This window comes from Bradyrhizobium sp. CFUWI (assembly GCF_056429085.1).
This window is the reverse complement of sequence record NZ_JBWJZE010000007.1, coordinates 260,473-272,984: the sequence shown is the minus strand read 5'-3', so window position 1 is coordinate 272,984 and position 12,512 is coordinate 260,473. Positions and strand designations below refer to the sequence as shown.

The following is a 12,512-nucleotide window of genomic DNA, read 5'->3' as shown; positions in this document are numbered from 1 at the left end:
GCTCCGGCGCGTGGATCAGCTCCACGCGCCGGCTCGTCCCCCCCGGGCTTCTTCGAGGATAAATCTCTTGCGTAAAATCTGCTCTGTCATTGCTGCGATGATCTTGGTTGCGTCCGGAGGAATTGCGGTCGCGGATGGTCCGGTCGATCCGGCCGCCGTGAAGAAGGAAGACGACGGAAAGTGGCTCGATAAAGAGGGAACACCGACCTACAAGATTTCGGCCGACGGCACCGTGGACTGGTTCACCTATTCCGGATACCGCCGCTATCATTCCGACTGCCATGTCTGCCATGGGCCTGACGGCATGGGCTCCACCTATGCGCCGGCGCTCAAGGATTCCGTCAAGACGATGAGTTACGGCGACTTCCTCGGGGTGGTCGCCTCCGGTCGCAAGAACATCTCGACCGCACAGGAGAACGTCATGCCGGCCTTCGGCGACAACCCGAACGTCGCCTGCTACATGGACGACCTCTACGTCTATCTCCGCGCCCGCTCCACCGAAGCATGGGGCCGGCAGCGTCCCGCCAAGAAGGAGGAGAAGACAGAGGCCTACACCAAGGCGGAAGACGCCTGCATGGGCAAGAAGTGAACGCTACGAGGACTGCCAAGACGACTTACTGGCGTCTTATGAGAATTTGAGGAGCTACCGATGAAGACACGTGCCGCCGTCGCTTTCGAAGCCAAAAAGCCGCTCGAGATCGTCGAGGTCGACCTGGAAGGCCCGAAGACCGGCGAAGTCCTGGTCGAGATCAAGGCGACGGGCATCTGCCATACCGACGCCTATACGCTCGACGGCTTCGACAGCGAGGGAATCTTCCCGTCGATCCTGGGGCATGAAGGCGCGGGCATCATCCGCGAGATCGGCCCCGGCGTGACCTCGGTGAAGCCGGGCGACCACGTCATTCCGCTCTACACGCCGGAATGCCGGCAGTGCAAAAGCTGCCTCAGCCAGAAGACCAATCTCTGCACCGCGATTCGCGCGACGCAAGGCAAGGGCGTGATGCCCGACGGCACCAGCCGCTTTTCCTACAAGGGCAAGCCGGTCTACCACTACATGGGTTGCTCGACCTTCTCGAACTTCACCGTGCTGCCGGAGATCGCGGTCGCCAAGATCCGCGAGGACGCCCCCTTCGACAAGAGCTGCTACATCGGCTGCGGCGTCACTACCGGCGTCGGCGCCGTCGTCAACACCGCGAAGGTCACGCCGGGCTCCAACGTGGTCGTGTTCGGCCTCGGCGGCATCGGCCTCAACGTGATCCAGGGCGCCAAGATGGCCGGCGCCGACAAGATCATCGGCGTCGACATCAACGACGCCAAGGAGGATTGGGGCCGCAGGTTCGGCATGACCGAATTCGTCAACCCCAAGAAGGTCACCGGCGACATTGTCCAGCATCTCGTCGGCCTCACCGACGGCGGCGCCGACTACACTTTCGATTGCACCGGCAACACCACGGTGATGCGCCAGGCGCTGGAAGCCTGCCATCGCGGCTGGGGCACATCGATCATCATCGGCGTTGCCGAGTCCGGCAAGGAGATCGCCACCCGCCCGTTCCAGCTCGTCACCGGACGCAACTGGCGCGGCACGGCGTTCGGCGGCGCGCGCGGCCGCACCGACGTGCCGAAGATCGTCGACTGGTACATGAACGGAAAGATCCAGATCGATCCGATGATCACCCACGTGCTCAAGCTCGAGGAGATCAACAAGGGCTTTGACCTCATGCACGAGGGCAAATCCATCCGTTCAGTCGTCGTGTACTAGCCCGAAACCGTCACCCCAAGGAGGATCGACCATGACTGTTGCACTCCACCCCTCGATCGACAACGGCCTCAAACAGGGCAGCGGCAGCTTTGCCGGCGGCACGCTCGTCTGCAAATGCAAGGACCAGCCGGTCAAGGTCGGCATCAAGGGCGACGTCGCCCACAATCATGCCTGCGGCTGCACCAAGTGCTGGAAGCCGCAAGGCGCGACGTTCTCCGTCGTCGCCGTGGTGCCGCGCCAGAACGTCACCGTGCTCGAGAACGGCGACAAGCTCCAGATCGTCGACCCCTCCGCAGTGATCCAGCGCCACGCGTGCAAGGCCTGCGGCACCCACATGTACGGCCGCATCGAGAACAAGGGCCACCCGTTCTACGGTCTCGATTTCATCCATCCCGAGCTGTTCCAGGAGCAGGGCTCGCAGGCGCCGCAATTCGCCGCCTTCGTCTCCTCCGTGATCGAATCGGGCGTGAAGCCGGAGCAGATGGCGGGCATTCGTGCGCGGTTGAAGGAAATCGGGCTCGAGCCCTATGATTGCCTGTCACCGGCGCTGATGGACGCGATCGCGACCCACGTCGCCAAAGCCAAAGCCGCCTGAGCAGGGCCGCTAGAGCATGATCCGGAAAAGTGCGCAGCGGTTTTCCGAAAAGATCATGTTTAAGCAACAACCTAAAGCGCGATGACCATTCATCCTAATCGTATCGCGCTTTAGACGTTCGCCGAACCCCGTCCGCTCGATGGCCCCGATCAGGGCCAGCGAAATCGGACGGGTTTCGCGCCCCGGGACGATCGCGGCGATGCCGCCGCCTCTGCAACTCACGGGTCTACGAGGGTGATGAGTTCCCTCAGTCCTGGTCTCTGAATGACTGCGCAGCGCCGCCGACCTCCGTCTTGAAGTCCCGGCGCTTGCGTTTCTCCCTCCCTCGACTGAGGCATCCTGCTTCGTCCGTGCGGTCTTGCTCGCGGACGAAGCCTTTTTCGTCGCGGTCCCCGTTTGCGAACGCGACGTGCACGCGTCGCGCTGATGCGCCCTGCTTTTGACAAATCATCGATGCAATCTTTTCCCGGTGAGAACACCCAGCTGTGAATGCCGGGCGGGCGCGATCTTTGCTACGATCACGCCGTCACGATGCCGCGCGAAATACAATCAATTAAGAACAAACGGGAGGTATCGAACACATCCGGACATCGAGATTCGTATTCCTGCCCCTGCCGGGATCTGCCCGTGCGGGATCGTGGGCCGGGATGCGATGCAACTGGCATTGCGCCGACCGGCGTCGGCGAGTTTTGAATTTTGGCATGCTTACGAAGAGCGAGGGATGGCCATGATCAAGGTGAAGATCAACGGACAGGAACAGAGCTGGGACGGCGACCCGGATCTTCCGCTACTCTGGTTCCTGCGTGACGAGGTTGGGCTGACCGGCACCAAGTTCGGTTGCGGGCAGGCTTTGTGCGGCTCCTGCACCGTCATCGTCGACAAGGAAGCGGTGCGCGCCTGCATCACGTCGGTCAACGACGTTGCCGGACGCGAGGTCACGACGATCGAGGGGCTGCATCCGAACGGCGATCATCCGGTGCAAAAGGCCTGGCGCCAGGTCAACGTGCCGCAATGCGGCTTCTGCCAGACCGGGCAGATCATGCAGGCCGCCGCGCTCCTGATGGACAATCCGAAGCCCTCGCATGACCAGATCCGCGAGGCGATGTCCGGCAACATCTGCCGCTGCGGCTGCTACCAGCGCATCGAGAACGCGGTCCATCTCGCATCGACGGGAGTGTGACATGAATTTCATCGACAATCCCGGCAAGCTCCGTGGCTTCGAAAAGAACATCAAGGTCGAGAAGGTCTCGCGCCGCAGCATCCTGAAGGGGCTCGGCATCACCGGCGGCTTCGTGCTCGCCGCCCCCGTGATGTCGCGCCAGGCGCTTGCCTATGAGACCGGTGCCGGCAAGATGCCGCACGGCGTCGTGGTCGATCCGCGAATCTTCGTCTCAGTCGCCTCGGACGGCATCGTCACCATCGTCGGGCACCGATCGGAAATGGGCACCGGCGTACGCACCAGCCTGCCGCTGATCGTGGCCGAGGAGATGGAAGCCGACTGGTCCAGGGTCAAGGTGCAGCAGGCCCATGGCGACGAGGTGAAGTTCGGCAACCAGGATACCGACGGCTCACGCAGCACGCGGCACTATCTGATCCCGATGCGCCAGATCGGCGCCTCGGCCCGCACCATGCTGGAGCAGGCCGCGGCCAAGCGCTGGGGCGTGCCGGCGACCGAGGTCAAGGCGGTCAATCACGAGGTCGTGCACAGCGCGAGCGGCCGCAAGCTCGGCTTCGGCGAGCTCGCAGCCGACGCCGCCAAGCAATCGGTGCCTGCAATCGAAGGCCTCAAGCTGAAGGATCCCAAGGACTTCCGCTATCTCGGCAAGGGCCAGATCGGCATCGTCGATCTCCACGACATCACCACCGGCAAGGCGCGTTACGGCGCCGACGTGCGGCTGCCGGGCATGAAATATGCCGTGATCGCGCGCCCGCCGGTGACCGGCGGCAAGCTGGTCTCGTTCGATCCGGAGGCGGCGCTGAAGGTCCCCGGCGTCGAGAAGGTGATGAAGGTTCAAGGCTGGCCGTGGCCGTCGAAATTCCAGCCGCTCGGGGGCGTCGCCGTGATCGCGCGCAACACCGGCGCGGCGATCAAGGGCCGCGACGCATTGAAGCTGACCTGGGACGACGGCGCCAACGCCAAGTACGACTCGGTCGCTTATCGCAAGGAGCTCGAGGAGGCCTCGCGCAAGCCGGGCCTCGTCGTGCGCAAGGAGGGCGATGCGGAGGCGGCCTTGAAGGGCGCGGACAAGATCATCGTCGGCGAGTACTACCTCCCGCATCTGGCCCATGTCGCCATGGAGCCGCCGGTCGCGGTCGCCGACGTCAAGGGCGACAAGGCCGAGATCTGGGCGCCGGTGCAGAGCCCGGGCGGCACCCGCGAGGACGTCGCCAAGACGCTCGGCATTCCCGAAGGCAATGTCACCGTCAACGTGACCCTGCTCGGCGGCGGGTTCGGCCGCAAGTCGAAATGCGACTTTGCGCTCGAAGCCGCCTTGCTGTCGAAGGAACTCGGCGCCCCGGTGAAGGTGCAGTGGACGCGGGAGGACGACATTCACAACGGCTTCCTGCACACCGTCTCGGTCGAGCGGATCGAGGCCGGCCTCGACAAGAACGGCAAGGTGATCGCCTGGCGCCACCGCAGCGTGGCTCCCAGCATCGCCTCGACCTTTGCCGCCGGTGCCGTGCATCAGGCGCCGTTTGAAATCGGCATGGGCCTCGTCGACATGCCGTTCGAGATCGCCAACATCTCCTGCGAGAATCCGGAAGCCGCCGCGCATACCCGCATCGGCTGGTTCCGCTCGGTCTCGAACATCCCGCGGGCCTTCGCGGTGCAATCCATGGTCGGCGAGATCGCGCAGGCGACCGGCCGCGACCAGAAAGACATGCTGCTCGAGCTGATCGGCTCGCCTCGTATCGTCAAGCCGAACGTGAAGGACCTCTGGAACTACGGCGAGCCCCAGGACAGCTACCCGATCGACACCGCGCGCCTGCGCAAGGTGGTCGAGCTGGTCGCCGAGAAGGGCGGATGGGGCCGTCAGGTGCCGAAGGGCCACGGTCTCGGCATTGCCGTGCACCGCAGCTTCGTCAGCTACATCGCGACCATCGTCGAGGTCGCCGTCGACGACAAGGGCAAGCTGACGGTGCCAAGGGTCGACACCGCGATCGATTGCGGCACCTATGTCAACCCCGAACGCATCGCCTCGCAGATCGAGGGCGCTGCGATCATGGGGCTGAGCCTCGCCAAATACGGCGAGATCAGCTTCAAGGACGGCAAAGTACAACAGAAGAATTTTGACGACTTCCAGGTCATCAGGATGGACGAGTCCCCTGCAGTGACCAACGTCTACATCGTGCCGCCCGGACCCGACACGCCGCCGAGCGGCGTCGGCGAGCCTGGTGTCCCGCCCTTCGCGCCGGCACTGATCAACGCGATCTTCGCTGCGACGGGAAAACGTATCCGGAGCTTGCCGATCGGCAAGCAGCTGGAGGCGTAAGTCGGAACAGAAGCGGCCTCGCGCCGTTTCCATCGATCTGACAGGAGCTGATCGATGACCAATCTCTCAAAGGCGCTCGCAGTGTCGCTGTCGAGCGCCTTTCTTTTGACGGCCGCAGGCGCATTTGCCCAGAGCAATACCGCCCCGCCGACCACGGCCACGCGTCCCGGCACGCCGGACCAGAACTCGCTGCCCAACGCCAACGCCCCGCCCGCCTCGACCACCCAGACCACCGGACAGCATAATCCCGATCCGAAGGTTCGCGAGATGAACCAGAAGGAGAAGGACAAGGTGGATCGCCAGGGGAAGTAGACTTTTGCGACCTCATGCCGTCATGGCCGGGTTTATCCCGGCCATCCACGGCCTTTGCCGCGGCACGACGAACGTAGATGCCCGGGCCTTCGCCGCGCCGAAGCGGCTACGGCCGCGCAGGCGGGACAAGGGGCATGACGTCGAGTATGCGGCCCGCGGGCAATCCCAGCGCACAAACAAGAATGCGGCGGACGTTGCCGTCCGCCGCATTCCCGCCCCCTTGCTGCTCCGCTGTCTTCGATCCGCCCGCGGAGCTATTTCTTCAGCGCGAACACCCAGACGACGCCGCCTTGGGGCACATTGGCTTCGATGCCGATGTTGTTGGTCACCAGCGCATCCTGGATGCGCTGCGCGTCCACGCCCCAGCCCGACTGGATCGCGATGTACTGGGTGCCGTCGATCTCGTAGGACACCGGCATGCCGACGATGCCGGAGTTGGTCTTCTGCTCCCAGAGGAGTTCGCCGGTCTTGGCGTGGAAGGCGCGGAAGTTGCGGTCGTTGGTGCCGCCGACGAAGACGAGATCGCCCGCCGTCGCCGTGACCGATCCGAACAGTTGCGACTTGGGGAAGTTGTGCTGCCACACCTTCTTGCCCGTGGCGGGATCCCAGGCCTGGAGCTCGCCGAAATGATCCGCACCCGGTCTCGTCTTGAGGCCGATGTCTTCCGGCTTGGTGCCGAGCCAGAGCTCGCCCGGCTTGAGCGGGACCTTCTCGCCGGTGAATCCGCCGCAGAAATTCTCGTTGGCAGGCACATAGACGAGGCCGGTCCTCTGGCTATAGGCGGCCGACGGCCAGTCCTTGCCGCCCCACAGCGACGGACAGAACTCGACGCGCTTGCCGATCACCGGCTTGTGCGCGGGATCCACGATCGGCTTGCCGGTCTCGTCGATGCCCTTCCAGACGTCCGTATGGACGAACGGCCAACCGGCGACATAGTTGATCTTGGTCGGCGTCCGCTCGAGCACCCAGAAGATGGCGTTGCGTCCCGGGTGGACCAGGCTCTTGATGGTGCGACCGTTGCGTTGCAGATCGATCAGCATCGGCGCCTCGACCTCGTCCCAATCCCAGGAATCGTTCTGGTGGTACTGGTGATAGGCCTTGATCTTGCCGGTGTTGGGATCGAGCGCGAGCACCGATGCAGTGTAGAGATTGTCGCCGGGATGGCTGTCGCCGGGCCAGGGCGCGGCGTTGCCGACGCCCCAATAGATCGTCCGGGTCTCCTTGTCGTAATTGCCGGTCATCCAGGCCGAGCCACCGCCGTTCTTCCAGTCGTCGCCCTGCCAGGTGTCGTGACCGGGCTCGCCTTCGCCGGGGATGGTGTAGGTCCGCCACAGTTCCTTGCCGTCCTTGGCATCGTAGGCAACGATATAGCCGCGCACGCCGAACTCGCCACCGGACCCGCCGACGATGACCTTGCCGTCGACGATCAACGGCATCAGCGTCAAGTACTGGCCCTTCCTGTAGTCCTGGACCTTGGTATCCCACACCACCTTGCCGGTCTTGGCGTCGAGCGCGACCACGTGATCGTCCGTGGTGGCGAGGTAGAGCTTGTCCTCCCACAAGCCGACGCCCCGGTTGGTCGGATGCAGCTGGAACAGGTCGTCGGGGAGCTGCCGTTTGTAGCGCCAGTATTCGTCGCCGGTCTTCGCATTCAGCGCGATCACCTGCCCCATCGGGGTCGTCACGAACATCGCGCCATTGTTGACGATTGGCGGCGCCTGGTGGCCTTCGACCACGCCGGTGGCAAAGGTCCAGACCGGCGTGAGGTTCTTCACGTTCGAAGTGTTGATCTGGTCGAGCGGGCTGTAGCCGTGCCCGTCATAGGTGCGCCGGTAGAGCATCCAGTTGTTGGGCTCCGGATTCTCCAATCGTTGTGCGGTAACCGGAGAATAATTCTCGATCGGGCCGGACACGGCGGCAGTGGATGCAAGACACGTGAAGGCGACGAAGCCGGACAGTAACCATTGCTTCCTGGTCATGGAAGTTTTCATGGACGTTCCCCTTTTTCATCCGTTCTGAATTCTTGTTGTGAATTCTTGTTGTTCGTCCCTCGTCCGCCGTTGGCGGATGCGGCCTTTCGTGACGCGGGCTCCGCCCGCAACCCTCCATCATCCTGGCTGCGCGCCACCTACCTTTCCCGTGAAATTGCCGGCGACGCTGAGCGAACCGTCAGCCAGCACCAGCGGCAGCGCGGCGAGCCGTCGCGGCGCCGGTCCGAACACGACCTGCGCGCCGGCGCGCGGATCGAATTCGGAGTTGTGGCACATGCACTTGAACACCTCCTTGTCGCCAACATCGCTCTTCACCCAGGCGGTGACGGGACAGCCGGCATGCGAGCAGATCGCCGAATAAGCGAGGATGCCATCGACGGCGCGCGCGCGGGTCTTCTCGTCGAGCTCGGCCGGATCGAGCCGGATGATCAGGATCTCGTTGAGCCGCGAGCCGCTGCGCACCACCGATGTGTTGGGATCCTTCGGCCAGGCGTGCAGCGGCGGTCCGCCGGCCGGCAGGTCGGCCGCGGTGATCGGCTTTCCCTCCTTGTCGCCTTCGGAGAAGACGAGCACATCGCCTTTCTGGGGCCGTTCGTCGGCCCCCGGCGGATCCTCATTCGCACCCGCATGCGCGGAGCAACCGAGACAGGCGGTGGTGACGAGCGCACCAAGCAGGACCGTGCGCCGCGTCTGCTCGGCATAGACTTCGGCGTCGGGTTCCGAGGAGCTTTCGGACGATGAGGAATTGGTGGTGAACGATGCGCGGGACATGTTCACAAACAGGCGCTGGAACTCTGCCGAAAACAAGGCGAAGAATTGGCGCCGCAGTGCATCAATATGACTTTGCTCGCGTTGATTGAGCAAGACTGAATGCATTCAAACGCGTTTTCGCGATTTCAGCGTCGCGCCGCGCGATCGGCATGATGATTTTGCAGATCAGACTGATGATGTCGGAATTGGTGCAGCGCGCTATCCGTCGCGCTGCGCAAACGCGGCGCGACGCATCCGCATGTGTTGCAGGCAGCCGGTGGTCGTCAGGGCCTGAGCACGTGGCGCGGCGCGGCAATCGAACCGGCAACGGTTGCCGACGCCATTTCGAAACTGTCGGCGATGCGACGCGCCTTGTCGATGAACAGGCTGGCTGCCGGCGGCGGGCAGACCTCGCGCGCGGTCTGCTCGAACAGATCGAGCCAGCGGTCGAAATGGTCGCCAGCCAGGCTGAGCGGCAAATGCGCCCGCATCGGCGAGCCGTGATAGCGGCCGCTCATCAGCACGACCGAGGACCAGAAATCCCTGAGCTTGGCGAGATGCTCGTCCCAGTTCTGCACCACCCCAAACACCGGACCCAGCTTTGCATCTTCGCGCACCCGTCCGTAGAAGCGGGTGACGAGCTCCCCGATCATCTCTTCGGTGATTCCGGTGCGCTCGATCGCATCCTGCGTCAACAGGCTCCGCCGTGCGGCCGCCGCCTCGCGCTCGGCCTTCAGTCGATCCGACATATCCTCTGTGTCCGTTCCGTTGTTCCCGCGGGGCCGTCCGACATTGTCGGGCCAGTTGCGCGCGGCGTCTTTGTCGCAGCGCAAAGTGCGGGATCCGGCGGCGAGCGCGAAAGGCCCGCCGCCGGCCGCCCTGATCAGGCGCTGTAGGTGTAAAAGCCCTGCCCTGTCTTGCGGCCGAGATGGCCGGCGTCGACCATTTCCTTGAGCAACGGCGCTGGCCGATATTTAGGATCGTTGAAGCCCTTGTAAAAGACCTCCATCACCGAAAGCATGGTGTCGAGCCCGACCAGATCGGCCAGAGCCAGCGGCCCGATCGGATGGTTGCAGCCGAGCTTCATGCCGGCGTCGATCTCTTCCGCGGTCGCGATGCCTTCCTGGAGCGCGAAGATCGCTTCGTTGATCATCGGGCACAGGATGCGATTGACGGCGAAACCCGGGCTGTTCTTGGCGGTGATCGCCACCTTGCCGACGCGCTTGGCGAAATCGAGCGCCTTGGCATGGGTCTCATCAGAGGTCTGCAGGCCGCGGATCAGTTCCAGCAATGCCATCACCGGAACCGGATTGAAGAAGTGCATGCCGATGAAGCGATCGGGACGGTCGGTCGCGGCTGCGAGCTTGGTGATCGAGATCGACGAGGTGTTGGTCGCGACCAGCGTGCGCGGCGACAAGGCGGCGCAGAGGTCCTTCAGGATCTTGACCTTGAGCTCCTCGTTCTCGGTCGCGGCCTCGATGACCAGGTCGCAATCCGACAGCTTCGCCCGGTCCGTGGTGCCGGTGATGCGCTTGAGCGTGGCGTCGCGATCGGCCGCCGACATCTTCTCCTTCTTGACCAGGCGCTCGAGGCTGCCGCCGACGGTTGAAAGCCCGCGGTTCACGGCCGCATCGGAAATGTCGACCATCACGACCGAGAGCCCGGCCGCCGCGCAGATCTGCGCGATGCCATTGCCCATGGTCCCTGCCCCGATGATGCCAACGGTCTGGATCATTGCCTCATATCCTTCTCATCCTGCAGCCGATGCCAGTATGGCCACGGCGCCATTGTTTCCGCATCAGGTCTAGCACCGCCGCAAGACGGCTGCGACCCGATCCTGCCCCTCCCTTAAAGCATTCATGGACGGAATAAAGCGCCTGAGGGGCTTCAAACACCGGCCTCGGGCGCCCGGAGGCCGGTTTGCGGCCTCCATGCCCTCCCGCGGCAGCCCCGGTCCGGGTCTTGATTATGGCAGCCGCAACGGCGAGAACGCACGTAGCGGGAGCCCCGCGGAACGGAGTTGCCTGAGGCCGGATGAACGACTTTGCACGATCTATCGGCTCCGCCCTCACCCTGATCGCCGAGGCTGACGCCGAGTTGCTCGGCATCGTCGCATTGTCGGTGCGGGTCAGCCTGACCGCCAGCATCGTCGCGCTCCTGATCGGCGCACCGTTGGGAGCCCTGCTTGCGATCACCCGTTTCCGCGGGCGGCAGGTGATCATCGTGCTGACCAATGCGCTGCTCGGCCTTCCGCCGGTCGTGGTCGGGCTCGCGCTCTATCTCCTGCTGTCGCGGTCCGGCCCGCTCGGGGCGGCTGGCTTGCTGTTCACACCGGCCGCGATGGTGATTGCGCAGACGCTGCTGGCCGCTCCGATCGTGGTCGCCCTGGTGCACCGGCCCGCGAGCCTGCTGTGGGCGGAGTATGGCGACCTGGCGCGGATCGATGGATTGTCGGCCCTGCGCAGCATGGCGCTCCTGTTCGCGCTCGGCCGGACCTCGTTGCTGACGGCCTTTCTCGCGGCGTTCGGGCGCGCCATCGCCGAGGTCGGTGCCATCATCATCGTCGGCGGCAACATCCGCGGCTTCACGCGCACGATGACGACCGCGATCGCGCTGGAGACCAGCAAGGGCGACCTGCCACTGGCGCTCGGACTCGGACTGATCCTGCTCGCGCTGAGCGTGGCGGTGTCGACCGTCGCATTCCTGCTAGTGGGACGCGTTGGGGAAAAATAGCGGCTCGCCGCCGACCTTGTAGCCGGCGATCGCTTCCTGCCCCTTCGACGAGACGAGCCAGTCGATGAAGGCCTGTCCATCCTTCGCCTTCACGTTCGGGTGCTTCTCGGGATTCACCAGCATGACGCCGTACTGGTTGAAGAGCCGCTTGTCGCCCTCGGTCAGGATGGCGAGCTCGCCGCGGTTCTTGAACGAAAGCCAGGTGCCGCGGTCCGACAGCAGATAGGCATTCGAGGACGAGGCCATGTTCAGTGCCGGGCCCATGCCCTGGCCGATCTCCCGGTACCAGCTGTCCTTGCCGGCACCGAGGTCGACGCCTGCCTCTTTCCACAGCCTCAGCTCGGCCGCATGCGTGCCGGATTTGTCGCCGCGCGAGATGAACGGCGCCTTCGCGGTCGCGATCTTGCGCAGCGCCTCGACCACATCCTTGCTGCCTGATATCCGCGCCGGATCGCTTCTGGGCCCGACCACGATGAAGTCGTTGTACATGACGTCGAAGCGCTTCACGCCCTGCCCTTCCGACATGAACTTGTCTTCGGCGGGCCTGTCATGGACGAACACGACGTCGGCATCGCCACGCCGGCCGATATCCAGCGCCTGGCCGGTGCCGACGGCGACGACCTTCACCCTGATGCCTTCGGCCTTCTCGAACAGCGGCAGCAGATGGCCGAACAGGCCTGATTGTTCCGTCGAGGTGGTCGAAGCGACCGTGATGGTGCGATCCTGCGCGAACGCGATCGTGGACCAGAGCAAAACCGCTCCAAGGGTGGCAATCTTCCTCATGCGTCGTTTCCGATATGCGATGACGGTCCCTCAATAGCCGCTTGGGACGTTGACGGGAACCCCCAACGTTCAACCCCTCAAGGTTGAAGCGATGG

At 64.1% G+C, this 12,512-nt stretch carries 12 protein-coding genes; 7 read left to right on the top strand and 5 right to left on the bottom strand.

Annotation, left to right across the window (positions count from 1 at the left end):
- The first annotated feature begins 97 nt into the window (after positions 1-97).
- From AC066S_RS17920 to AC066S_RS17895, 6 genes are all read left to right on the top strand, one after another.
- Positions 98-589, top strand: a complete 492-nt coding sequence (locus AC066S_RS17920; protein WP_126255884.1) for a c-type cytochrome, methanol metabolism-related — start codon at positions 98-100, stop codon at positions 587-589.
- Between the two features lie 60 nt (positions 590-649).
- Positions 650-1,759 carry an S-(hydroxymethyl)glutathione dehydrogenase/class III alcohol dehydrogenase gene (locus AC066S_RS17915; RefSeq protein ID WP_126255564.1) on the top strand — a complete coding sequence of 370 codons (1,110 nt, stop codon included), beginning with the start codon at positions 650-652 and terminating at the stop codon, positions 1,757-1,759.
- 31 nt (positions 1,760-1,790) lie between these two features.
- On the top strand, positions 1,791-2,354 hold the full coding sequence (gene gfa / locus AC066S_RS17910) for an S-(hydroxymethyl)glutathione synthase (RefSeq protein ID WP_126255563.1): 564 nt from the start codon (positions 1,791-1,793) through the stop codon (positions 2,352-2,354).
- 727 nt (positions 2,355-3,081) lie between these two features.
- On the top strand, positions 3,082-3,534 hold the full coding sequence (locus tag AC066S_RS17905) for a (2Fe-2S)-binding protein (protein WP_126255883.1): 453 nt from the start codon (positions 3,082-3,084) through the stop codon (positions 3,532-3,534).
- A gap of 1 nt (position 3,535) precedes the next feature.
- Positions 3,536-5,848, top strand: coding sequence for a xanthine dehydrogenase family protein molybdopterin-binding subunit (locus AC066S_RS17900; protein ID WP_135169667.1), 2,313 nt, complete (start codon positions 3,536-3,538; stop codon positions 5,846-5,848).
- Positions 5,849-5,902: 54 nt separating this feature from the next.
- On the top strand, positions 5,903-6,160 hold the full coding sequence (locus AC066S_RS17895) for a hypothetical protein (protein ID WP_126255561.1): 258 nt from the start codon (positions 5,903-5,905) through the stop codon (positions 6,158-6,160).
- Positions 6,161-6,414: 254 nt separating this feature from the next.
- On the opposite strand, the gene AC066S_RS17890 is transcribed toward AC066S_RS17895, so the two are convergent.
- The 4 genes from AC066S_RS17890 to AC066S_RS17875 all read right to left on the bottom strand — a co-directional run bounded on the left by AC066S_RS17890 (position 6,415) and on the right by AC066S_RS17875 (position 10,636).
- Positions 6,415-8,139 (bottom strand): methanol/ethanol family PQQ-dependent dehydrogenase, encoded by a 1,725-nt coding sequence (locus tag AC066S_RS17890; RefSeq protein ID WP_126255882.1) that lies wholly within the window; start codon positions 8,137-8,139, stop codon positions 6,415-6,417.
- 129 nt (positions 8,140-8,268) lie between these two features.
- Positions 8,269-8,922: a QcrA and Rieske domain-containing protein gene (locus AC066S_RS17885; protein ID WP_135169668.1), complete on the bottom strand. Its 654-nt coding sequence runs from the start codon at positions 8,920-8,922 to the stop codon at positions 8,269-8,271.
- A gap of 263 nt (positions 8,923-9,185) precedes the next feature.
- Positions 9,186-9,650, bottom strand: a complete 465-nt coding sequence (locus AC066S_RS17880; protein ID WP_126255559.1) for a group III truncated hemoglobin — start codon at positions 9,648-9,650, stop codon at positions 9,186-9,188.
- Between the two features lie 134 nt (positions 9,651-9,784).
- Positions 9,785-10,636, bottom strand: a complete 852-nt coding sequence (locus AC066S_RS17875) for a 3-hydroxybutyryl-CoA dehydrogenase (RefSeq protein ID WP_126255558.1) — start codon at positions 10,634-10,636, stop codon at positions 9,785-9,787.
- Positions 10,637-10,935: 299 nt separating this feature from the next.
- Between AC066S_RS17875 and AC066S_RS17870 the strand changes: the two genes are divergently transcribed.
- The gene (locus AC066S_RS17870) at positions 10,936-11,634 is read left to right on the top strand and encodes an ABC transporter permease (RefSeq protein WP_126255557.1); all 699 of its coding nucleotides are present in this window, start codon (positions 10,936-10,938) and stop codon (positions 11,632-11,634) included.
- Here AC066S_RS17870 and AC066S_RS17865 read toward each other — a convergent pair.
- Positions 11,608-12,417, bottom strand: a complete 810-nt coding sequence (locus AC066S_RS17865; RefSeq protein ID WP_135169669.1) for an ABC transporter substrate-binding protein — start codon at positions 12,415-12,417, stop codon at positions 11,608-11,610. The genes AC066S_RS17870 and AC066S_RS17865 overlap by 27 nt on opposite strands.
- Between the last annotated feature and the right edge of the window lie 95 nt (positions 12,418-12,512).